This window comes from Micromonospora inositola, from assembly GCF_900090285.1.
Taxonomy (GTDB): Bacteria; Actinomycetota; Actinomycetes; order Mycobacteriales; family Micromonosporaceae; genus Micromonospora; species Micromonospora inositola.
Window position 1 is genome coordinate 544,282 of the sequence record NZ_LT607754.1, and the last position, 21,268, is coordinate 565,549.

Sequence of the window (21,268 nt, forward strand, 5' to 3'; positions counted from 1 at the left end):
GGCCTGGTACCTAGGAGCGGATCCCCTCGACGGGCACCACAAGGGGATCCGCGGCTGATCTGAGGAAGGTCGGGGTTCGGGGCGGAGCCCCGAGGTCTTCCGGATCCTGTTCGTCCGTCAGCATGGCCGGCCGGCTCGGCCGATGCCGGCCGGAGGTCGCCAGCAGGCCGGGGCCGGGCCGGCGCGGCCCGCTTGCGAGCCGCCTTGATCTGATAGAGCGCAATTCGGCAACGTCATGCAGTGAGCTGCTGTCCTCCGTCGGCTGATGCGCGACACTCGTCCGCCAACTGATCTGCGACACCTCCGCGCGCTGATCGCGGCAGATGTGCTCATCCGGCCTTGCCCTCGGATCGCCGGATGCGGGCACCGCGACAATCGACGCGTCCCCGCGCCGGCCCCGGCCTGCTCTGCCAGTCCGAGAGCCCATACAGTCGCGTGGTGGACATGGAGCAGGTTCTGCAGGCATATGCGTCCGTCGCGGAGCTCTACATCGGGCTGTTCGGTACAAGCCAGCAGGTACATGCCGACGACCTCGCCTTCATCGGGCGGCATCTGGCGGGCCGGCCTGGCACGGTGCTCGATCTGGGCTGTGGGCCTGGCCATATCACCGGTTACCTTCGTTCGCTGGGCGTCGATGCAACGGGAATCGACATGGTCCCCGAGTTCATTGCCCATGCGCGGGCAGCCCACCCGGGCGGTAGCTACCAACTCGGGTCGATGGAAAATCTCGCCGTTGCCGACCACTCCATCGCCGGCATCCTGGTCTGGGGCTCGTTGATTCATCTGCCGCCGCAAGACCTCGACGGCGTGCTCGCTGAGTTCCGGCGAGTGATGGCTCCGGCCGGAACGTTAGTGCTTGGTCTCTTCGTAGGTGACGAGGTCGCCGCCTTCGACCACAAAGTCGTGACAGCGTATCGCTGGCCCGTCGACGAGTTCTCCGAGCGACTGACGCGAGCCGGCTTCACGGAAGTTGAGCGCCTGCAGCGGCCCAGCGAAGGCACTCATCGGCCACACGCCGCCGTCGCGGCAATCGCGACCGAAGGGTGAGCTGAGTCGGCGAGTCTCCGTGCACTCACATCGGCGTGTCCGCACGCCAAGCCGTTGGCGCGGACTGTTGCGCCGCGTAGCGACCGGATCGGGGCATGAGCGCGCGTCCGACTGCACCGCCGCGCGGGGGCAGCGGCGTCTCCGCCTCCATGGCAGCGTCGTGCTCTCGACCTCAGAGGACATGCTATGGAGACAGCCTGCTGAAGGCCGACCACTACGACAGTTTCGCGGAGCGCTACTCCGCGGATAACGAATCCAACCTGATCAACGGCTACTACGAGCGGCCCGCGATGATCGGACTCGCCGGAGATGTGAACGGTCGACGGATCCTCGATGCCGGCTGCAGTTCAGGTCCCTTGTCCGCGGCTCTTCGCGAGCGAGGGGCCATCGTGACCGGCTTCGACTCCAGCCCGGCGATGGTCGAGCTGGCCGAACGGCGGCTGGGCGAGGACGCCCCGCTGCTGGTGGCCGACCTCAGCGAGCCGCTCCCCTTCGCCGACGGTGCGTTCGACGACGTCGTCGTGTCCCTGGTCCTGCACTACCTGAAGGACTGGACAGCGCCCCTGGCTGAGCTGCGCCGAGTCCTGAGGCCAGGCGGCCGCCTCCTCCTGTCCATGAACCACCCGATCGTCTACGAGGTAGTGAACCCGGACTCCGACTACTTCGCCCTCGCGCGCTGGTCAGACGAGCACACGTTCGACGGGCACACCACGGAGCTGACCTACTGGCACCGGCCGTTGCACGCAATGACGGATGCGCTCACCGACGCGGGCTTCCGCCTCTCGGTCATCAGCGAACCACCCATCTCTCCCGAAACTCCGCGCGAGCTCCTGCCTCCACATCTCGTGGACCGCACGTCGTTCCTCTGCTTCATCTTCTTCGTCCTCGAAGCGCACTGAGTCCGGGGCCAGGCTGCCGCCGCACGCCGCCCCCTCCGCATGTGCACTAGCCGCCCTGTCATCGGCAGATCCGCAGGTCCCGAGGCGCACTGATGTGCCCCTAGGTTCATCGCGCTGTCGCGCATCACGTGGCGGAGATGTGTCGCACATGATCGATAGGGTCAGCTTCGTGATTGACCAGGTTCTCCACCGAGACTTCCGGGGCGACGGCTCGCTTGTGATGGTCATCCCGCAACGGCTGGTGTCCGACGACGAGCGGGGAATCCTTACCTGGCGACCGATCGGCACGCCATACCTCGTCCGCCGGACCGCTGACGGCCGGGACCGCCGAGAGATCCCGTTCCGAGAGCGCCATACGGTCCAGTGGCAGCTGGCGCCCATGACCTGGACAGGGCTGCACGTGCTGCACCTGTTCCGACCCGGCCAGGCCCACTCCGTGTGGTCGATGTTCAACCCTGACTTCAGCCTGAACCGGTGGTACGTCAACCTCGAAGCGCCCCCTGCCGCGTGGCGTGACGGCGACCTCGCCGGCGTCGACACCTTCGACCACGCCCTGGACATCGTGGTGCCACCCGATCGCACCTGGCGCTGGAAGGATGAGGATGAGTACCAGGAGCGCATCGGCCATCCCGTGTACTGGGGCGAGGATGGCGCGAAGGAGATCCGCGCCGAAGGCGAGCGGGTTGTGGCGGATATCGAGGCAGCCCACTTTCCGTTCGACGGCACGTGGCTGGACTTCCGTCCCGACCCGGCCTGGCCCACCCCCGAACTGCCCGCCGCTGGCTGGGACCGACCGTGGAGCCGCCTCTAGTACTCCAACGTCACTTGGCTTCGGCGTTGGGCGTGGCGCAGGCATGAAGACGGCCACCGCGTGATCATCGATGGTTTGTGAGGACAACCGAAGATCGTGCGGTGGCCGCTCGGTACGACAAGACCGCCACCATCTACCTCGCCGCATTACACGTCGCGGGCATCTTCATCTGGTCCGCGCGGTAATCCAGAAGGAGGCTCAAGCGGGCGGCGTGACCGGGGACCACACGCCCATCCACTGTTCGGCGCCCCACGCCTCGTACCGTTGCACCTCGGTGAACCCCAGCTTCGCCGCGAGGCGCATCGAGCGGTCGTTGGCGGTCTGGGTGCAGAGCACCACCGGCTCGCCGGGAAGCGCGTCGGCGAACCACCCGAGCGCCGCCACGCACGCCTCGGTGGCGTACCCGTGTCCCCATGCCTCTGGCAGGAGCAGGTAGCCGAGTTCGGCCTCCCCGGCATCCGGACGGACATGACTCCGACGCTCCGCGTTGCGCCGGTTGAGCTCGATGGTGCCGATCATCGCTCCGTCGAGCTCGATCACGAAAAGGCCGGGGCGCCTCTCGGGCGTCTCAGGCAACGCGCGCTCGCATTCATCACGCGGTCGAGGGCCGCCTAGGTAGGTGCCCACCTCCGGTGAGGTGAACAGCTCGATGAACGCCGCGCGGTCCCGGCTCTCGGGCTCGCGGAGCACGAGCCGCTCGGTCTTGATCGGGGCCGGTGGCCAGGCGACGGATCCCAGTTCAGCCATCGGCAGCAACCTACCGCACCACCGTGAGCATGATCCGAAAGAGAAGCCCTAGGCCAATCCGTCAAGCACGTGGTGGGACGGCTTTGTCAAGCATCTGGTGGGACTAGGCACACGCAGTGAGCTGCGTCAGATGCTCATGAATCCAGCGCGCAGCGTCGGCCGGGCTGATGGTCCCGGTGTCGATCCGCCAGCAGGAGCGGCGGGCATTGACGGTCGAGGAAGCCCGCCGCCTGATCGAAACAATCCGGGGTGATCGTCTGGAAGCGCTGTGGGTTTGTGCCCTGACCGTCGGTCTGCGGCGCGGCGAGCTGCTCGGGCTGAGCTGGAGTGACGTGTACCGCTGAAAACCGCGAAGGCCCAGGCACAGCCGAGATGGGCTGTGGCCTGGGCCTTCAGTGGTGCGCCGCCAGGGACTCGAACCCCGAACCCGCGGATTAAGAGGCACACACCGAGCGATGGCCGTCGCCGTGTCGCCTCGCCTGCCGTGACGGCCGATCCCCGTCTGTGGCTGGTGCAACGCGCTTCGGTTGCTGTCGCCGTTGCTGTCGCCACGACCTATGCATTACGAGTCCGCCGCGGCCTGCTTGTCGGCGTGGCCCCGGTCCTTGTCGAGCTTCTTCTGACGTCCGCCAGTGTCCGCCACGACTTGCAGGCTTGGCTGCTCGGTTGGCTGCTTCGGGCCCACGCGTTCTGGCTGTCCGACATATGTTGGGTGCATGAAGGGCGTCAATGCCGATGGACCGACCAGACCGGAGGTCGGTGCCATCACTAGCGGATCGCAATCTCGCGACAACGAGATGGACGTCATCGAGATCGGGCCTCGTAGGCCGCCCCTGCCATGGTGGCGGGGACCAGGAATCGCCGGCCCCATCGCTGTCGCGCTCGTCGTCGGGGCCATCACGGGATACCTCGCCGGCATCCGACGCGCCGAGACCCAAGCCCATACCGCCAGACCCGGCCCGCACGCGCCGACAACCGCCTCAGTTGTGACGGCCGAGGCACAGCCGGTGACCGGGACCGGCAACCGGTGTTCGGCTCAACTCGGCGACAGGTTGCAACTGGGCGTTGAGATTGTCAACCGATCGGCCACCACCGCGACGCTTGACCGGATCGAACCGGTCCTTCCGTTGAACGGGCTGCGAGCAACGACGAGCGCATGGGGAAGCTGCGGTCAGTTGTCGTACATGGACGCCAGGACCCCGCACCCACTCCCACCTGGCGCCATCACCTGGTTGACGATCACGTTCGACGTGCTCATGCCCTGCCCAGCGCCAATGCCGGTCCTCTTTACCCTCACCTACACACAGGCAGGTGACATCGCCATCTCTGACCTGGGCGGTTTCCCCGATCTAGGCAACGTGCCCTACACTCGATGCACCGCCAGTCCTGGCTAACTCGGCCGCTGTCGGGACGGCCGGATTCGGGCCGATGACCCCTTGACCCCCAGGCAACGATTCCACTTCGTTGAGCTGGCGTTACTGAGCCTCTAATCTGCGCGAACGGTGCGCCGACGTCCGTGGTTGTGCGGCCCTGTTCGCACCCGTAGTCACTCAGTCGGTCACCCAGCCCGAGGGTCAGACATTGAAGCAGAGCTCCACCAGATTCCGATGCGGAGCAACGTCTGGCGTCCGGGCTGGGTGAGTGTCAGCCTGGGACCGTGCGGTACGACCCTCGGCGACACGTCTGGGCGGCTTTCTCCGTCGCCGACGTGCGCTCGCTGTTCGGCGGGTGCCCGGCTCGCTGGTGGCTTTCCGGCGGCTGGGCCATCGACCACTGGCTGGGGGCGGTCAGCCGCCGGCACGGCGACATCGACGTCAGCAGTCTCCGGCCGGCGCTCCCAGCCCTGCTCAGCAGCCTGCCCACGCGCCTGCGGCCGTTCGCCGCCATGAGCGGGCACCTTCTCCCGCTGGGGGAGCACCTCGACGACCCGGAACTGCACAACATCTGGATCCACGACGAGGACGGCGATCGCTTCGTCCTTCAGATCAACCTGGAGGACGGCGACGAGTCGGTCTGGCGGTACCGCCGCGATCCACGAATCACGCTCCGGTGGAGTTCGGCCGTCGCGACCGTCTGCGGCGTACCGACCGGGACGCCGGCCACCCAACTCCTGTGGAAGGCGCGAAGTCCGCGCCCGCAGGACGAGCATGACCTGAACGTCGCCCACGGCCTGCTACGCCCCGATGAACACCGCTGGCTGCTGAGGGCCATCCGTACGGCCCACCCGCGCTCGCCGTGGGCCGACGAACCTCGGCGAGCGGCTACATGTTGAAGCGGAACTTAGATCGGCCGTCCCGTGACCTGCGGCGACCTGGTCAGCAGGCTGGTTGCGCCCCGTCTCGGGCTCGCGTCATTGCCGGCTGGTTGCCGACGTTTCACGGCTTCTTGTGCCCCTTGTGTGCCCCGAGAGCCTGCCTGACACGAGCATGGCTAAGGCCGTTCATGAAATCCACCGCCCGGGGCTGCGGATGACGGGTGACCTGACTAAGGTGCCTCCAATGCGCATTCCGCCCTTGCCCAAGGCATCGCTCGACCTAACGGGAGACAAGGCTGCGAAGCGAGCAGTCGGCAACCGTCCGGCGAACGTGACCTCACCCATCACCATCGACGCCTACAACCCCGAGTGGCCCACGATGTTTGCCAAAGAGGAGGCGGCAATCCGGGCGGCTCTAGGATCCCGGGCTCTTGCCGTCGAACACGTAGGGTCGACTGCCGTGCCCGGTCTGGCGGCCAAGAACCGACTCGACATCGACCTCATCGTCGTGGACCCGGCAGACGAAGATGCATACGTGCCTCCACTGGAAGCCGCTGGCTACTTCCTACGCACCCGTGACCCTGACTGGTACCAGCACCGATGCCTCTGGACCCACGACCATGGCGTCAATCTGCATGTCTTCGGCCCTGACTGCGATGAGCACCTCCGACACCTGATCCTCAGGGACTGGCTTCGCGCCCACCCTGAGGACCGCGACCGCTACGCAGCCGAGAAGCACCGAATCGCCCAAGAGCACCCCATGGACATGGCGCTCTACGTTCAAGCAAAGACAACCATCATCATCGACATCCTCAAGCGCTGCGGACTGCGCTGAACAGCAGCGAAACTGCTGCCTCGCCATCCCGTCTGCCATCGACCCGCCCAACTGGGGAGCGGGCCGCCGCCCGGCCCGCCACGTCATCCATGAAGGAGCGGGGCCGGTCAAGGCTGGGGGTTTGACCTGCTGACACTCTTTTGCCCGTCTTCCGGTATGGGTTCGAGGCAGGCGTGTGTGCGGCGTCGGGGTCAAGGCTGGGCCGTAGGCCCACCCCGGCAGGGGCTTGGCCTTGACGCCGGCGCCGTGGACGCCATCGTGGTGATGCCGGAAGCGGCGTTGTGGGTGTGGTCGCGTCGCCAGGTCCCGACCGATGTCGGAGGGGCAGGCCGAGGGTTCGGCTGCCGGTCATCCATTCGCCCCGCGGGTTCGGGGGCATGGTGGTGTGCGACCGTGACCGGACGGGGTCAATCAAGCGGGCGGCCTCGCCGTCGGCCGACGGGGGCCAGACGTGGCACGACCTCGCGTCCGGTCACGTCCGAACCTGCTCACGCCGCCGCCTTGGCCGGTGCGAGGGCACGGATGTGTCCGTCGCGCAGGCCGTAGTAGACGAGGGTGAGCAGCTTGCGGGCCACCGCGACGGTGGCGATGTTGCGTCCGCGTCGCTCAGCGACCCGGGCGCGGGTGGAGGTCAGCCAGCCGGCCGTGTGCGGGACGCCGTGGGCGGCCTCGACCGCGGCCCACCGAACGAGGGTCGAGCCCTGCTTGGTGATCCGTCCCCGGTGCACGACAAGGTCAGACTCGCGGTGCCGCGGGGTCAGCCCGGCCCACGAGGTCAGCTGCGCCGGGCCGGCGAACCGGTCGACCTCGCCGACCTCGGCGAGGAACACCGCCCCCAGCACCGGGCCGACACCGGGGATGGCCTGGATCGCGGTGTAGCCGCGGTGCCCGGCGAGTCTGGCTCGGATCGGACCGCCGACCGCGTCGATCTCGAAACCGACCGCGTCGATCAGCCGGCACAGCGAGTTCACTCGCCCCCGATAAGCGCCGTCCAGCGGTGCCCGGGACAGCAGTTCCCGCCCGCCGACGCCGAACAGATCCGACACCGGGAGGTGCACGCCCTGCTTGGCCAACACCGCATGCACCGATGCCTTCAACCCGCTGCGCAGGGCCACCAGCTTGGCCCGGTACCGCACCAGCTCCCGCATCTCGCGCACCGCCGGCGGGGCCACATACGCCTCCGGCAGCCTGCCCATGCGCAGCAGATCCGCCAGGTCGGCGGCGTCTCGGGCGTCGTTCTTCACCCGCCGGTAGGCGAACCCCTTCACCCCCAACGGATGCGCCAGATGCACCCGAGCGCCGGCCGCGGTCAACACATCCGCGGCCCAGTACCAGCCATAGGTCGCCTCCAGGACCACTTCGGGATCCGGGCCGGCCTTCGCGATTTCCAACCCGAGCGCGACCGGGTCATTGTCGATGCGCACCGTGTCGAGCTTGTCGCCCGCCTCGGTCATCCGCACGATCACCGACCTGCGGCGGTGCAGATCGATACCCACGACCTGCCGGCCGTCGTGCTCTGCCTGCATGAGGGGCCTCCTTCGTCGTGAGACGTGAGCACCCCGAGCATCCCGCCTGGGACCCACGAGGAGCGAGGCCCCGCTCCTTCATGCCATCAAGCGGACCTTGACGCAGGTTCGGACGCTGGCGGGTCGGGCGGTGGTCTGCTCGGCTTGCCCGGGTCGATGGCAGGCGGGATGGCCTACCGCAACCACCCACGGACCCGGCAGCTGCCGACGATCTTCGGCCATCCTGGAGCCGGAGCGCCCCCGCCGGAGGCGCCGTAGCCGCAACCCCGCGACCGCCGCCAGCTCGCCGACGCGGCCAGCGTGCGCTCCCCTGCGCCGCGCGGGTCCTGGCCGCGCGGCTTGGCCGGCTGACGGCCCACCACCTCACCCGTCAACGGTCTGTCGTTCTGCGGCGGCCCTTCGGGCTTTCCGCTGTCCGCGCCAGCCGCCGGGCACAGGCGTGACGGCCGCAAAGCGACAGCGGCAGCGGCCGGCGCGCGCCCAGGCGGCGGCGCGTGCGGCCCGTTCAGGGCCGCCTTGAAGACGTACAGAAACTTTGAACAACTACGCCGGCAGCCGCCGGCAGCCGGCCGTGTCAGGTCTCGGCACCTGCGTGACACGGCGGTCTCAGGACCTGCGTGACACTCCGCTCCCTGACCACGCCGACCGCGGGGCCGAGCCCACAACCCATGGGGTCCGCTGTCCCTTGACGCCCTGCGGTTCAGTTCCTAGCTTTGTCGGTCATGAGCTGGAGCGAGGAAACGGGCAGATCAGACCGTGGATAGCGTCAGGTTGACGGAGGCGCTCGGCTATACGGTCGGCGACCTGCTCATGATCTCAGCCGAGGCGTTCGACGCACGGGTCGTCAGGACCACACCCCAGCGCCTGACCATTGACTGGCCATGGTGGGAGGCTGACCCCGAGTCAGCCAACTCCTGGGACTGCACCATCGGCTTCCCTCGCGACCCTGAGGCTCACGGCTGGCGCAATACACCCTGGCGACTGGAGCCCGACGCCTCCGAACTCCAAGCTGGTGACCCTTGTTTCGTGGGCATCCCACCGACGGAAATGCGGGTTACTGCGATCGAGAGGTTCGACCCTCCGGCCGACTTCGGAGTCCTACCCCGGCCGGACTACGTGCTTGAGGTGGGTCCTGTCGAAGCGATCGAGGACCAAGAAGCGGGGTACGTCCTCTACCTCAACAGCCAAGAGCCGATCGACATCGAAGTCCTTGCGAACCCCAGTTAACCAGGGCATCCACGAGCGCTGCCCCCACTCAAAGATCGTCTAGCCGGACGTGTCACCCACGTCCTGAGACTGATCTGCCATCACGCACGTCCTGAGACCCGACATTCGGCAGCCGGCCGGTGTCCCGTCACGAGACATGGTTGACAGGGCGGGTTCACCAGATGCTTGACATGATCGTCGGCTTACTGCTGGGGCGGCGACGGAACGGCTTCCCTGGCAAAGTGGCCGATATGCCGGACAGCCATAGCAGCGATTCGCACGAGGTCAACGCCACTATCCACATCGAGCCGCACGACGCCGCCTGGGCCGAGCGGTTCGACGAGGAGGCCAGCGTGATCAGCCGGACCATCGGTCCCTGGATCACTGGCGGTGTCCACCACGTCGGCAGCACAGCAGTGCCCGGGCTCGCCGCCAAGCCGGTCATCGACATCATGGTTGGCGTCGCGGACCTGGAGTTGTCGCGCCCCTGCATCGAACTGCTGAAGCCGCTGAGCTACCGCTACTGGCCCTATCTCGCTGAGGCCATGCACTGGTTCTGCAAGCCACGCCCCAGCCACCGGACCCATTACCTGCACCTGGTACCGACCGGCTCGCCGCGTTACGTCAACGTCTTGGCCTTCCGGGACTACCTACGAGCCCATCCCGACGCCCGTGCCGACTACGAAGCCCTCAAGCGAGACCTGGCAGACCGCTATCCGAACGACCGTGAGGCGTACACCGAGGGCAAGACTGACCTGATCGGGAAGCTGACCGAAGCGGCTCGGGCGCGGGCCACACCCAGAGACATGAAGATCAGCAAGCCCAGCAGCACAACGTAACCGCCGGCCCCGGTCCACCTCGTCAATCGGTGCGTCTTCTAGACCGAGCGTCAAGCATGTGGTGGGACTAGACATCGGCAGCCGGCCGGCTCACCTCGGCGGCTGGGTCGCCGCTTCTGCCAGAATGGGTGCCGTGGGAACCGGCCCAGAAACGACCGCGGAGTGGTGGACGACCTCCGACGTTGCCTCGTACCTCGGGGTGAAGGTGGCGACCGTGATCAACTACCGGAAGCGGGGCCAGATGCCGGAGCCTGATCCGACGGTCGGACGTACCCACATGTGGCGGCCGAGCCGAGTGATCTCCTGGCATGAGAGCCGCCCTCGCCCTGGCGTCGGTGGTCGGCCAGTCCGAGCAGAGACAGACGACAGCGCGGACGGTGTCAGCTCGCGCTGAGCGCTCGCACCTCGTCGAGGTAGGAGACCGCCTCCGGCTCGTGGGGGTACCTCTCCCGCAGAAGAGTCGCCAACTCCTTAGAGCACATGAGCAACGACGGAAGCGACTTCCGATCGCCCGCTAGTGCGCGGCGTCCGTACGAGACTGCGCGCTCCAGGTCGCCCGATCGCGCCGCCACCACCCCGAGAGTGATCCGCGCTTCGGCGTTACGCATGGGCTTACGTTCCGTGCCGTCCGGGCCGGTCGAAGAGCGGATAACCTCCCGCGCGTACATCTCTGCTAGGCGGTCCTCGCCAGCGAGGCGGTAGCAGTCCATGGCGTAGAAGTCGAACTTCGCCGGGTCCGCCACGAAGTGGTGATCGGGGTCCTCCGGGTACGGAAGGGATTCAAGCAATGCCCTCCCCCGGTCCAGGGCTGTCTCCACCTGCCGCCTGTCACCCAACCTTGCCCACGCCTTGGCTCGCTGCGCAAGATCGCGGTGACCATGAACATCTACGGGCACGTCATGCCGGCGATGCAGCAGGAGGCGGCAGGCCACATGGACGCGGCGCTCAGCGAGCCGGAAGCGGAGGCGGGTGATGACGCTGACGAGTGACACGGTTGCTGTCGCCGTTGCTGTCACTCACCCGGAAACGACATCTGGGCACCCACCCGTGAGGGTGAATGCCCAGATGATTGCTGGTGCGCCGCCAGGGACTCGAACCCCGAACCCGCGGACTAAGAGAAGATCGCGGATGCCGGGTCAGAGGACCGGGTGCCTGGTCGCACGGTCGGGATGTGTCGCTGCTGTCGTTCTTGGCGGACCCGCTGGACTGTACCGCTGGCTGTACAGCCATGCACCGTCGACCTTCTGATTCGTAGCCGCGGCCGGGTTGTCTGGTTCCGTGCAGGAGCGTCGGCAACTACTGGTGGAAGCGCTCTACTCGTCCGCTGCTGCGTGGGCCTGTCCAGCGCCGTTGCTGTCACCCGTTGCTGGGCCAACGCACACTCGTGGCTCATCAGCGAGGCGGTCATCCTGATCTTCGTGGTAATAGTCGTGTCCGATCTGCTCAAATAACCCGCCTTCGCTTGGACGTCAATCGCCGAGCGCGGGTTGGCATGCATCCCCGTTGATCAACCAGCCCGGTAGTTCATGGGGCGCGTGGGGCCGTGGAGACGTCGCGGAGGATGTAGCGCGGCTGTTTGGGCTGATCTCTGAGGAGGGCCGGGGTTCGGGGCGGAGCCCTGAGGTTTTAAGGGTCTTGTCGTCCGTCAGCGTGGCCGGCCGGCCCGGCCGATGCTGGCCGGAGGTCGCCAGCAGGCCGGGGCCGGGCCGGCGCGGCCCGCTATACGGGCCGCCTTGAAGACGTACAGCGGGCGATGGTCGACCGGATGATGAAGACCTCGGCGGTGCATGGCGTGACCTCACCGGAGCGGTCCGGCAGGAGTCGGATCGCAGGCGTCTTGGCTAGACGTCGGCCTTTAGGCCCGCCTGCTTGTTCGCCTCGGCTTGTGGCAGTCCGGACGCTTGGAGCAGGTCACTGGCGACAGCGCGCACTCGCGTGGCGACCACTGTCCCGGAGAACTCGACGCCTTCGGCGCATGCCTCGTTGACGTCTTTGATCGCCTGCTGTGCCCGCGCGCGCGGAGGATCCGGCTCGCCGCCGGCGAGGAAGTCACGGTACAGGAGCCTCAGCGCCTGGCCGAGGTGCTCGATCGACGCGGGAAGGCCGGCCGGCACTGGCTCACCGGCGCGTATGGTCGCCGTCGCCCACTGCAGCATCTCGCATGCGCTGCTGTAGGCGTCTTCGAGGTGCTCGGCGGCGTGCTGGTACCGGCGCAGCATGCCGAGTCGTCGTCTTCGCCACGGTGAGAGGACCACGACCTGCTGCGCTGCCTCGACCAGCTCGGACGTCTTCTGTCTTTGCTCCCATGCGGCGGAGAAGCGTTGTAGGGCGTCCTCGGCCTGTTGAAGGTCACGGTGGGTCAGTGCGTCGGCGCTAGCGGTCAGTTCACGGGCGAAGGCATCCACCGTCGGACGGACGGTGCGATGTGCGACGCGCATCGGGTTGAGTGGCAGGATCAGGTACGCGACGGCGATGGCGACCACACCACCGACTACCGCACTTTCCGTTTTCGACACAACCAGATCCGGTCCTTGCGCCACCGATCCCAACAGCAAGGCTGTGCCGCCTGCCTGCGCCGTGACCGCGCCGGTGCCCCGAACCGCGACTGCCGCCGAGATGGCCACTGCCACGACCACGCCCGTTAGTGCCGGCCCTGCCCCGATCGTCCGTGTGATCAAATGCGCGACCACCGCCCCCACGATCACCCCGGCAATGACCTCCAGCGTCCGCCTGATCCGATTACCGATGGCTCCCGCGATCGTGCCGACCGCGACGGCGGGCGCGAACAACGGCTCCGCATTGTGCAGCACATCGCGCGTGATGAACCAGGACAGCTCGGCCGCCAAACCCGCCTGCGCCGCGACGATGAGGTACGTGCGAAGGCGCTCGTACACATCTCGGCCTGTCCGCCGTACGCTCTCCCGCGAAGTGCTCCGAAGCCGGCTGAGCACCTTTCACCTCCGCGAGTCCATCGGCTGCCCAACGACATCGTCCTATGCCAACAGACGTTGCATGCTCGAGATCCCTGAATTGTCGATGTCCGGCTGCCTACTGGCCTGGCCGCCTGGTCGCGGTGGTCTCTCGTGGCCTCGGCTGGCCCCTGAATGCTTCGCGTCCGCTGCACTTCGAGCTGGCGGCCGAGCAGCTGGCCGCGTTCAGGGCGGGACAACTGTGGGTGCTGTCCGTATCTGTTGGGTGCATTCCGTAGCAGTCGAGCCGGATCTTCGCGGTTGCTGAGCTCCGGGCTGTTGAAGCGGATCTCCTCGTCGGGCAGTCGCCAGACCGTCCAGCCTCCCCGGACGGGGACAAGGTGGAGCGCCCTACCGGACGAACGACCTTGGCCCCGTCCGGGGAGGCTGGTAGCCCTTGTGGTGCCTGGCGAGGTGAGCCGCGGCGGCATCTCTGAGGAGGGCCGGGGTTCGGGGCGGAGCCCCGAGGTCTTCCTGGGTCCTGGCCGTCCTAAAGGTGGCCGGCTGGCCCGGCCGATGCCGGCCGGAGGTCGCCAGCAGGCCGGGGCCGGGCCGGCGCGGCCCGCTTTGCGGGCCGCCTTGATCTGATAGAGCGGAATTCGGCAACTTCATCCGGCGAGCATCCGTCCGGCGAGCATCCGGCGAGCATCCGGCGAGCTGTCGAGATGCAGATGTCCTCCGTCGACTGATGCGCGACAGTCGTCCGCCAACTGATCTGCGACAGCCGAGCGCGGATCGCGGCAGATGTGTGCGACCGCTGGCCGGCGCGGCTCGTTGAAGGCTGTGGAAGGATGCCGCGGTGACTGCTCCGATCGCCCCTTGGCGTCGTCCTGCGTTTCGCCCAACTGGTCGCCGCGCCGCCGTAACACTGATCGCCTTCGCCGACGAGGACGTGCTGAACACCCGGCCCGACCTCGGGCTTCACGACGCCGTCCCGAAGACCGCCCCCACCGCCGCGCTCGACCTGCGCGTCCACCAGTACGTGGACAGCCCCACCTGGATCGACGGCTGGCGCACCGGTGCTCTGCGCAACATCGCCGCCCGACAACTGGACAACCTTGATCGCCTCGACGCGGCATCGTGTTGCTACTCGATTACCGTGGAGGTCGACGATCCGGCGGACCTCACGCATCTGCAACTTGCCTGGGCGGTGGCAACCATGCTCGCCGACGCCGGCAGCTGCGCGACGTTGGATACCTATGCCTGCAACTGGCTTTCCGGGCCAGCCCTGGCGTCACTTTCACCCCACCGGCCGTTCACCATCCAGCAGGAGGTGAGTCTGATCGCGGAAACCGATCCGGCACCTGGGTTCGGGCACCCCGTACATACCCGCGGCATGATCAAGTTCGGCCAGCCGGACCTGATTTCCGGTGTACCCGCCGACCGTATCGAAGACACCGCACGGATCCTCAACCACCTCGCCCGAATGCTCGCCGAAGGCCACGTCCTCGTGCCCGGCCAGCAGCTTCGCTTCGACGGCCGTCGGACCCTGGCGGTGACCACCTACGCTCCAGACGCCGCCACGCCCGACGTGAACCTCAACAACGACGGACTTCTACTCGTCGACGTGTAAGCACCCCGTTCGACGAGGCGGAGGATGAACGTACGTGCGGTCGGCGGCAGAAGCGGATGTCTTCGCCGATTTCAGATCTTGCGTTCGGCTCCTGCGCTGCCACGCCGCCGACAGGCAGGCCTCGGCCTCGGAACCGAGGATCCGGTAGGCCGCCCCGAAGATCGCAGGTCGATGCGATTCCCAGTGGGTCTCCGCCAACGTGCCGGTCAGCTCCACTCCCGAACTCCTGCACGCTCGGATCAGCGCTTTCCACGCTTTGGTATACACATGCGACGCTTCGTGGAAGGGAACCGCCGTGGGTTACGAGACCACGTTTGCCGGCCAGGTGACGATCACTCCTCCGCTGAACCAGCACGAGATCGACTACCTGCTGGCGTTCGCCGAGACCAGGCACGAACCCCGGTCCACCGGCCCCTACGCCCTTGGCTACGGCGACGAGATCGAGGACGCCAGGGATCCAGACCCGAGCAAGCCCGGGTACTGGTGCAAGTGGGCGCCGACCGCCGACGGCACCGCGATCGCCTGGAACGAGCACGAGAAGTTCTACGATGCCGAATTCTGGATGGGGTACCTGGTGCACACCTTCCTGAAGCAGGACGCCACCGTCGTGCGCGAGCGGGTCGACCCGGTGCCCGGCAGGGTGTATCCGCCCGCGCTGGACAGGTTCACCTTCGACCACATCGTCGACGGCGTCATCGAGGCCGAGGGCGAGTGGCCCGACGACCGCTGGCGTATCGAGGTGCGCGCCAACGCCGTCTACGTGGTCCGGCTGCTGACCGAACCGGACCACGCCGAGTACCCCCGCACCCACCGCGACGACTGGACCGACGAGCAGCGGGCCGACTTCGCCGCGCGGACCCGGCACAATTTCGTGTACCTGGTGCGGGACGGGCGGTTGCACGAGGTGGGCCCGGCGGACGGGACGTCGTTCGAGCCGATCCCGGCCGACGTGGACTGAGCGCGGGCCCGGGCGTCCGCGTGGGCAGGGCAGGGTTGCGTCGGCTGGTCAACGATGAACAGCTCGCCATGCTGCGGATTCCGCAAGACCGCCGCCGATCGCTCGGTGAGGACCCCACTCAGATGATTCCCAGCCGCGCCAGCTGCTGTTGAAGACCGAGCGTCACGGCGCATCGAGGCCCAGCGCGCACGGTCGGCGGCAGAAGAGTGCGCCCGGCGCAGTCCGGAACTGATATCACGCAGGCCATGAGGGCAGAGCGCCTGACTCAGCGCCTAGCATGCCCGTCATGCTCGAACTTTCGGACGAGCTATTGCGGCTGCGAGCCCGGTCAGATCGTCTACCTGTCACCGCTGCGGTCAGGCCCAGCTGCCGGTACCTGGGCAGTCACGGTACCGCTCGCGCCGTTCTCCGCAGCCGACCGTTTCGACCCCACGACCTTCCGCCCCGGCACTGATGGGCCCGAGATCATCAAGACGGTGATCCGGCGGGGCGAGTTCATTGATTTGCCCGGCAAGGACCGGTCTGCACTGACTGCCGCAGGGGCGCAGTGATACGCGTACAGCGGTTGACAACCTTGATTGTCGGGCGGACTCTGAAGTGTGAGACCACTGAGGAGGGGTCGTCATGCGGGATCTGACACCTGACGAGCGGCAGGAAATGCGATGGCAGTTGAGGACGATCGCCATCGGTTGGGCACAGCGGCTCGAGGAGCCCGGGCTGGATGCCAGGCGTAGGGCGGACCACGAGCCGAGCTACGCGGAGCGGATGCGGACTCATCTCGCACGCATGACGGTCAGCGAGCAGATGCGGGCTGTGCTCGCCGAGCTCGTGTCGGCAAGCGCCGAGGAAGCGGTGGAGTGCGGTGCCGGCTATCCCGAGCTTGGCGCGGCGGTGGGCGCCAGCCGGCAGGCGGCGCGTAAGCGGTGGCCCAACCTGCCGATCGCGAAAAAGCGTGCTGCCGAGTGGAAGCAACCGCCAGGGGGTACCGGCTGGGCCGCCGAGGTAACACTCAAGTACCCGGGCCCAGGAGGAGCCTGAGGCATCTCGTCTGCTGATCTGGGCGGCAACCAGACCTCACTCGCGCTGCGCTGACTGCCGAACCTTCGACTTCCCGATCAACCCGCATACTGGCTATATTGATACGAGCGTCTACCTGGGTGGGCGCCAAAACCCGGTCGACATCACCCGCATGGAGTTCGGTGCGGCCCATTCGCAGTACATCGACGTTGTACTGCACGCCGCGTTCGACTTTTACCCAGGAAGGCGTCGAGATCGCGAACACGTCAGAGGTCCTGCACGCCAACCTCCAGTTCGAGCAGCTCGACTGACCCCGACCGAAGACCGGCAGGCCAACGTACTCAACTCGGCATGTGAGTGCACCGACGCCGCCCAGGAATCACCCACTGTAACCAGGACTACCGAGCAACCAAGGCCAGCTGTCGTGCATGTGCTGGGACGGATTTAAGCATGTGGTGGGCATAGACCTACGCCGTCACCGCGCCTGCGCGCGAGTGCTCAAGCTGGCGGCCTCTGCTCAGCCAGTTGGACCAGCACCATTGCCGTCCTATCCTCGGGCTCCACGTAAGCAGTGCGGATCAGATAGGTGCCAGGAGCTAGGTCCACCTTGAGGTGGGGCTCGTGCTCAAGCTCGTCGCCGGCGAGCGTGGAGTCGAACAACTGCCCCGGTCCGCTGGTCGTCCATGTGCCCGCGTCTTCCCAATCGGCTGTCTCGACTGCTTTGGGAATGAGACGGATGAGGTCTGCCTCGGAGCTGGCGTAGATCCACCGGACGAAGAGTCGCTGGTCCGGCAGGTATGTGGTTGATGCTGGCTCGTCGCCCAGGACGAGCGCCTGGTCGTCACCGGCATCCAGGACACCGGCGTAGCCGTCGATCTGGCAAGCGCGACCGTAGTCGCCCCAGGTGTCGAGGTCGCCGGGGTCGAAGTCGAATGGTGCGCCTCTCCACTTGGGGAGGGCTGATGACGGCACGAGGACGAGTGGTCCGCCGGCCGATTCGACCCACGGCAGCTGGCTTTGTGGTTTGCGCGTACGGGCGAGGACAGCCGCCAGGTGGCTCAGGTCCGTAACGATCGCATCGGCGCCGGCGGCGGCAAGACGTTCGGCCTTGCCCGGCTTGTTGGCGTACCCGATGCAGGGGACGCCGGCAGCGTGGGCGGCTTCGATGTCGCTGGTGGAGTCGCCGACCAGGACGGCGGCGCTGGGTCGGACGTTCAGCGCTTGGAGTGCTTGCACGACCGGAATCGGGCTGGGTTTCATCAGTTCCGGGCGCTCGCCTCGTCCGATGACAGCGGCGAAGTACCGAGCGCGGTCGCGGCGCCCGAGGTAAGTGCTGATGGCTGCGGTGGAGTTGTTGCTGACGATGGCTAGGCCTCGCCCGGTGGCGACGCACGCCCGGACGACGTCGAACGCTCCGATAGTCGTCTCCGCGGTTGCTGCGGCCTCGACCTCCGCCGCCTCAAGGGCCGAACTGAGGGTGTCGACCAGCTGGGGCGCAAACGCGGTGGCCGCGCGGAAGAGCTCCAGCGGATCGTCCTGGTCTCGCAGCTCGTCGGGCAGGTCGACGCCTCGGCTGAGGATCAGCTGGCGAAGGTCTGCCGCGATGCTCGGCGCGGACTTCCCTGCGAAGACGCTGCAGATCGGACCGTCGAAGTCGATGAGTACAGCCTCGGCTCGCTCAGCGACTTCGGTGAGCCGGTCGTGTGGCGGGGTCATGGCTGGAACTCGTGGGCGATCGTGGACCACATGGAGTCGAACCAGGTTCGGGCCTGCTCCACATACTGCTGCGCATCCGACGTCTCGTCGTCGCTGACGGCCCGATGGAACAGGATCGCGTCCTTGCCCATCGGATCGAAGATCCCGACTTCCTTCCCCTCGATCGTCACCGTGTGCTCGACCACGGGATAGAAGCCGAAGAAGACCTCTTCGCCGTTGAGGATGTAGAGCTTGAACAGCGGCGCTGCGCGGTGCACTCGCACATCTGCTACGGCTTCCTTGACCAGGCCGAGCTCTCCGAGTTCGCGGACTGCCTCGACAATTGCCTCGGTATGCCGGCGGGTGATCCGCTCGGCGCGCTCGCGTACGCCGGGGTCGTCGGACTGCGTCTCGGCCAGGCACGGCAGGGCCATCGGCTGCCTAGTGTCGGGGAGCAGGATGCGAACGGTAACGGACTCAGGCGTCAGCAGCCCTGCGCGGATCTTGTCGAGTGGCTCGGTCAGCACTCCGTGGAGGGTCTCGCCGGAAAAGCCGGCAAAATCGATCGTGACGTGGGCGCGCTCGAAGGCGGCCTCGACGTGCGGCCGCAGCCCTACCGGGCGCTCGGTCTGTGCGCGGACGAATGCGCCGCTGCCCTGGCGGGTGACGATCAGGCGCTCGTCGCGCAGGATGCGCAGCGCCGTCTTGACCGTTTCTCGGGCGACGTTGTAGCGCTCGGCCAGGTCGTTCTGCGACGGCAGTCGCTCGCCAGGCTCGAACTTCCGGGTACGGATCGCAGCTCGCAGAACATTGGCGATCTGCTGCGACGGGGGCCTGGGGTCATCCGGGTCCAGCCCGGCCAGGTTTTCCAGTTCGCTGGTCATGCCGGCCAGCGTAGGTGCTGGCTAGCCAAGCTAGACGAATCGGCGCGTAGCTATTGACTTGGCTAGCCAGGCTGGCCTACCTCCGGGTCCTCATCTCCCGCCAGTGGTCCGGAAAGACCCTCGCCGACCGCCGCGACTGGGTCAAAGCACTCCTGGGCGTGACCACCGACGCCGACACCGCCCCGGCCGGCGGAGAGCAGCGGCACGCATGGGAACTCGCCAAACCCACCGACCCCGATGTTGCACCCCTCGCGCACCGGGTCCTGCGCGCGATATCCGAACGCATCCAATGGCGCGCGCAGCTCGACGCCGCCAGACGCACCGCCGACCCGCCCGATTCGGCAATCGGCTCAGCTCAGTCAGAGGAGCAGGAAGGGAAGCAAGCATGATGGAGAAGAAGAGTGTTCGTCCGGCTGAGGCTGCCGCCCTGCTGGGCGTCTGCCGCGACACCGTCTACGTCCTGATGCGGTCCGGGCGTTTGCGGTCGGTGAAGCTGGGTCGGGCTCGCCTCATCCCGATCGCCGCGATTGATGACTTCCTGTCGGCAACCGAGGAGGCCGCGGCATGACCGGCCGGCGTCGCCGCTCTCATGGTGAGGGTTCGGTGTATGAGCAGCGGCCCGGTATATGGGCGGCCGTGGTCGACCTCGGTTGGATCGACGGCAAACGCAGGCGCAAGTACGTCTACGCGAAATCCGAGGCAGAGGCGATCCGCAAGCGTGATGAGCTGCGGCGCCGGCATGATCTGGGCGAAAACCTCGCCGCGCAGCCGCGCACTCTGTCGGACTGGTTGGACGAGTGGATCGCTATGAAGGCTCAGGAGGGCACTCGGCCGTCCACGCTTCGCGGCTACCGCTGGTTGATCGAGAGCCACATTCGGCCGGCGCTCGGCAACGTGGCGTTGAGCAAGCTCACACCGACGATGATCCGTCGCGTCCTCGCCGCGAAGGCGAGCGCAGATCTTTCGGCAACCACCGTACGTCACATTCACGGCATGATCCGAAATGTCCTGGGCGACGCGGTACGCGAGGAGCTGTTGCACCGTAAGCCCGCGCTTGCCGTCCGGGCTCCGTCGATCCGCCATCAGGAGCGGCGGGCACTGACGGTCGAGGAAGCCCGGCGCTTGATCGAAACAATCCGGGGTGATCGGCTCGAAGCGCTGTGGGTCTGTGCCCTGACCGTCGGTCTGCGGCGCGGCGAGCTGCTCGGGCTGCGCTGGAGTGACGTGGATCTCGCGGCTGACACCCTCACCGTTCGGCAAACCCTGCTCCGCGCTGGCGGACAGCTCCACTTCGCGGAACCGAAGACGGAACGCTCGCGTCGTACCGTGCCGGTTCCCGAACAGACCTTGGCGCTCATCCGCGCCCATCGGCGCCGGCAGGCTGCCGAACGGCTCCAGGCGGGCGAGCGTTGGCAGGACTTAAGGCCTGATCTTCGCCTCCACGATCGGCACGCCCATGGAGCCGCGCAACGTCGACCGCGCCTGGCATGCGACGCGAGCGCGCGCAGGCCTGCCCTGGCTACGGCTGCACGATCTCCGACACGCCTGCGCCACGTTCCTTCTCGCGTCGGGCGCATCCCCCCGCACGGTGATGAAGACCCTCGGCCACAGCCAGATCACATTGACGATGAACACGTACACACACGTCTTGGCCGAGGTCGAGCGGGCGGCCATGGACGCGGCCGCCGACCGGCTCTTCGGTTGAGCTTGGCTGTACCGATGGCTGTACCGCTGAAAACCGCGAAGGCCCAGGCACAGCCGAGATGGGCTGTGGCCTGGGCCTTCAGTGGTGCGCCGCCAGGGACTCGAACCCCGAACCCGCGGATTAAGAGTCCGCTGCTCTGCCAGTTGAGCTAGCGGCGCTCGCTGGCAACGGAGAAGACACTAGCACGCCCCTCGACCCGGGTTCCAATCCGATCCCCGGCTCCCCTCTTCGGTCGAGCTTAAGGCGCAAAGCGGGACAAGGTGCCCAGCGCGCCGACCGAGGGGACCGAGGTGACGGCGTTCA

General features: G+C 67.1%; 21 protein-coding genes, 1 tRNA gene and 1 pseudogene. 16 read left to right on the plus strand and 7 right to left on the minus strand.

The genetic code is table 11. The features are described 5' to 3' along the window. The first annotated feature begins 444 nt into the window (after positions 1–444). The 3 genes from GA0070613_RS02520 (at position 445) to GA0070613_RS02530 (ending at position 2,757) form a co-directional block, all read left to right on the plus strand. Complete coding sequence (locus GA0070613_RS02520; protein ID WP_408631033.1) at positions 445–1,047, plus strand: class I SAM-dependent methyltransferase; 603 nt, start codon at positions 445–447, stop codon at positions 1,045–1,047. A gap of 95 nt (positions 1,048–1,142) precedes the next feature. Next, positions 1,143–1,946 (plus strand): class I SAM-dependent methyltransferase, encoded by an 804-nt coding sequence (locus GA0070613_RS02525; protein WP_231929638.1) that lies wholly within the window; start codon positions 1,143–1,145, stop codon positions 1,944–1,946. 148 nt (positions 1,947–2,094) lie between these two features. Further along, a complete protein-coding gene (locus GA0070613_RS02530) occupies positions 2,095–2,757 on the plus strand; it encodes a DUF402 domain-containing protein (protein WP_089010802.1) in 663 nt (220 codons plus the stop codon). Between the two features lie 198 nt (positions 2,758–2,955). On the opposite strand, the gene GA0070613_RS02535 is transcribed toward GA0070613_RS02530, so the two are convergent. Beyond that, on the minus strand, positions 2,956–3,504 hold the full coding sequence (locus GA0070613_RS02535; protein ID WP_089010803.1) for a GNAT family N-acetyltransferase: 549 nt from the start codon (positions 3,502–3,504) through the stop codon (positions 2,956–2,958). Between the two features lie 176 nt (positions 3,505–3,680). On the opposite strand from GA0070613_RS02535, the gene GA0070613_RS31845 reads away from it, so the two are divergent. From GA0070613_RS31845 to GA0070613_RS02545, 4 genes are all read left to right on the plus strand, one after another. Next, entirely contained in the window at positions 3,681–3,848 is a 168-nt protein-coding gene (locus GA0070613_RS31845; protein WP_157746242.1) for a site-specific integrase, read from the plus strand. A gap of 372 nt (positions 3,849–4,220) precedes the next feature. Continuing rightward, positions 4,221–4,898: a hypothetical protein gene (locus tag GA0070613_RS31850; RefSeq protein ID WP_157746243.1), complete on the plus strand. Its 678-nt coding sequence runs from the start codon at positions 4,221–4,223 to the stop codon at positions 4,896–4,898. Between the two features lie 263 nt (positions 4,899–5,161). Continuing rightward, the gene (locus GA0070613_RS02540; RefSeq protein ID WP_089010804.1) at positions 5,162–5,776 is read left to right on the plus strand and encodes a nucleotidyltransferase domain-containing protein; all 615 of its coding nucleotides are present in this window, start codon (positions 5,162–5,164) and stop codon (positions 5,774–5,776) included. Positions 5,777–6,002: 226 nt separating this feature from the next. Next, positions 6,003–6,593, plus strand: coding sequence for a GrpB family protein (locus GA0070613_RS02545; RefSeq protein ID WP_089015697.1), 591 nt, complete (start codon positions 6,003–6,005; stop codon positions 6,591–6,593). A gap of 488 nt (positions 6,594–7,081) precedes the next feature. On the opposite strand, the gene GA0070613_RS02550 is transcribed toward GA0070613_RS02545, so the two are convergent. Next, on the minus strand, positions 7,082–8,119 hold the full coding sequence (locus tag GA0070613_RS02550) for an IS110 family RNA-guided transposase (RefSeq protein ID WP_089010805.1): 1,038 nt from the start codon (positions 8,117–8,119) through the stop codon (positions 7,082–7,084). A 771-nt stretch (positions 8,120–8,890) separates the two neighbouring features. Here GA0070613_RS02550 and GA0070613_RS02555 point away from each other — a divergent pair. Both GA0070613_RS02555 and GA0070613_RS02560 read left to right on the plus strand, forming a co-directional pair. Continuing rightward, the gene (locus GA0070613_RS02555) at positions 8,891–9,346 is read left to right on the plus strand and encodes a hypothetical protein (protein ID WP_157746244.1); all 456 of its coding nucleotides are present in this window, start codon (positions 8,891–8,893) and stop codon (positions 9,344–9,346) included. A gap of 161 nt (positions 9,347–9,507) precedes the next feature. After that, positions 9,508–10,164, plus strand: coding sequence for a GrpB family protein (locus GA0070613_RS02560; protein WP_197699032.1), 657 nt, complete (start codon positions 9,508–9,510; stop codon positions 10,162–10,164). A 380-nt stretch (positions 10,165–10,544) separates the two neighbouring features. Here GA0070613_RS02560 and GA0070613_RS02565 read toward each other — a convergent pair whose 3' ends face one another. Further along, the gene (locus tag GA0070613_RS02565; protein WP_172875744.1) at positions 10,545–10,982 is read right to left on the minus strand and encodes a tetratricopeptide repeat protein; all 438 of its coding nucleotides are present in this window, start codon (positions 10,980–10,982) and stop codon (positions 10,545–10,547) included. Positions 10,983–12,005: 1,023 nt separating this feature from the next. After that, positions 12,006–13,058: an FUSC family protein gene (locus GA0070613_RS02570; protein WP_231929639.1), complete on the minus strand. Its 1,053-nt coding sequence runs from the start codon at positions 13,056–13,058 to the stop codon at positions 12,006–12,008. Positions 13,059–13,932: 874 nt separating this feature from the next. On the opposite strand from GA0070613_RS02570, the gene GA0070613_RS02575 reads away from it, so the two are divergent. From GA0070613_RS02575 to GA0070613_RS02590, 3 genes are all read left to right on the plus strand, one after another. Next, complete coding sequence (locus tag GA0070613_RS02575) at positions 13,933–14,706, plus strand: hypothetical protein (protein ID WP_157746245.1); 774 nt, start codon at positions 13,933–13,935, stop codon at positions 14,704–14,706. 295 nt (positions 14,707–15,001) lie between these two features. Then, positions 15,002–15,664 carry a hypothetical protein gene (locus tag GA0070613_RS02585; RefSeq protein WP_197699033.1) on the plus strand — a complete coding sequence of 221 codons (663 nt, stop codon included), beginning with the start codon at positions 15,002–15,004 and terminating at the stop codon, positions 15,662–15,664. A 624-nt stretch (positions 15,665–16,288) separates the two neighbouring features. After that, complete coding sequence (locus GA0070613_RS02590; protein ID WP_089010811.1) at positions 16,289–16,702, plus strand: hypothetical protein; 414 nt, start codon at positions 16,289–16,291, stop codon at positions 16,700–16,702. Positions 16,703–17,179: 477 nt separating this feature from the next. On the opposite strand, the gene GA0070613_RS02595 is transcribed toward GA0070613_RS02590, so the two are convergent. Next, positions 17,180–18,397 (minus strand): Imm21 family immunity protein, encoded by a 1,218-nt coding sequence (locus GA0070613_RS02595; protein WP_089010812.1) that lies wholly within the window; start codon positions 18,395–18,397, stop codon positions 17,180–17,182. After that, positions 18,394–19,260, minus strand: coding sequence for a GntR family transcriptional regulator (locus GA0070613_RS02600; protein ID WP_089010813.1), 867 nt, complete (start codon positions 19,258–19,260; stop codon positions 18,394–18,396). The genes GA0070613_RS02595 and GA0070613_RS02600 overlap by 4 nt, the downstream gene beginning before the upstream one ends. Positions 19,261–19,418: 158 nt before the next feature. Between GA0070613_RS02600 and GA0070613_RS02605 the strand changes: the two genes are divergently transcribed. The 4 genes and pseudogenes from GA0070613_RS02605 (at position 19,419) to GA0070613_RS32890 (ending at position 20,965) form a co-directional block, all read left to right on the plus strand. Further along, complete coding sequence (locus GA0070613_RS02605; protein WP_197699034.1) at positions 19,419–19,649, plus strand: hypothetical protein; 231 nt, start codon at positions 19,419–19,421, stop codon at positions 19,647–19,649. A gap of 74 nt (positions 19,650–19,723) precedes the next feature. Further along, a complete protein-coding gene (locus tag GA0070613_RS34275) occupies positions 19,724–19,828 on the plus strand; it encodes a hypothetical protein (RefSeq protein ID WP_231929916.1) in 105 nt (34 codons plus the stop codon). 239 nt (positions 19,829–20,067) lie between these two features. Next, positions 20,068–20,265: pseudogene (locus GA0070613_RS34280) on the plus strand (tyrosine-type recombinase/integrase); the annotation flags it as partial. Positions 20,266–20,716: 451 nt separating this feature from the next. Further along, positions 20,717–20,965, plus strand: a complete 249-nt coding sequence (locus tag GA0070613_RS32890; RefSeq protein ID WP_197699035.1) for a tyrosine-type recombinase/integrase — start codon at positions 20,717–20,719, stop codon at positions 20,963–20,965. Positions 20,966–21,047: 82 nt separating this feature from the next. Here GA0070613_RS32890 and GA0070613_RS02620 read toward each other — a convergent pair. Next, positions 21,048–21,123, minus strand: a tRNA-Lys gene (locus GA0070613_RS02620). Positions 21,124–21,268 lie beyond the last annotated feature (145 nt).

Coding starts and splice junctions, on each gene's coding strand:
- GA0070613_RS02520 (WP_408631033.1), top strand. CDS start 445: ATGGAGCAGGTTCTGCAGGCATATGCGTCCGTCGCGGAGCTCTACATC.
- GA0070613_RS02525 (WP_231929638.1), top strand. CDS start 1,143: ATGAGCGCGCGTCCGACTGCACCGCCGCGCGGGGGCAGCGGCGTCTCC.
- GA0070613_RS02530 (WP_089010802.1), top strand. CDS start 2,095: ATGATCGATAGGGTCAGCTTCGTGATTGACCAGGTTCTCCACCGAGAC.
- GA0070613_RS02535 (WP_089010803.1), bottom strand. CDS start 3,504: ATGGCTGAACTGGGATCCGTCGCCTGGCCACCGGCCCCGATCAAGACC.
- GA0070613_RS31850 (WP_157746243.1), top strand. CDS start 4,221: ATGAAGGGCGTCAATGCCGATGGACCGACCAGACCGGAGGTCGGTGCC.
- GA0070613_RS02545 (WP_089015697.1), top strand. CDS start 6,003: ATGCGCATTCCGCCCTTGCCCAAGGCATCGCTCGACCTAACGGGAGAC.
- GA0070613_RS02550 (WP_089010805.1), bottom strand. CDS start 8,119: ATGCAGGCAGAGCACGACGGCCGGCAGGTCGTGGGTATCGATCTGCAC.
- GA0070613_RS02560 (WP_197699032.1), top strand. CDS start 9,508: ATGCTTGACATGATCGTCGGCTTACTGCTGGGGCGGCGACGGAACGGC.
- GA0070613_RS02590 (WP_089010811.1), top strand. CDS start 16,289: ATGCGGGATCTGACACCTGACGAGCGGCAGGAAATGCGATGGCAGTTG.
- GA0070613_RS02595 (WP_089010812.1), bottom strand. CDS start 18,397: ATGACCCCGCCACACGACCGGCTCACCGAAGTCGCTGAGCGAGCCGAG.
- GA0070613_RS02600 (WP_089010813.1), bottom strand. CDS start 19,260: ATGACCAGCGAACTGGAAAACCTGGCCGGGCTGGACCCGGATGACCCC.
- GA0070613_RS34275 (WP_231929916.1), top strand. CDS start 19,724: ATGCGGTCCGGGCGTTTGCGGTCGGTGAAGCTGGGTCGGGCTCGCCTC.
- GA0070613_RS32890 (WP_197699035.1), top strand. CDS start 20,717: ATGGAGCCGCGCAACGTCGACCGCGCCTGGCATGCGACGCGAGCGCGC.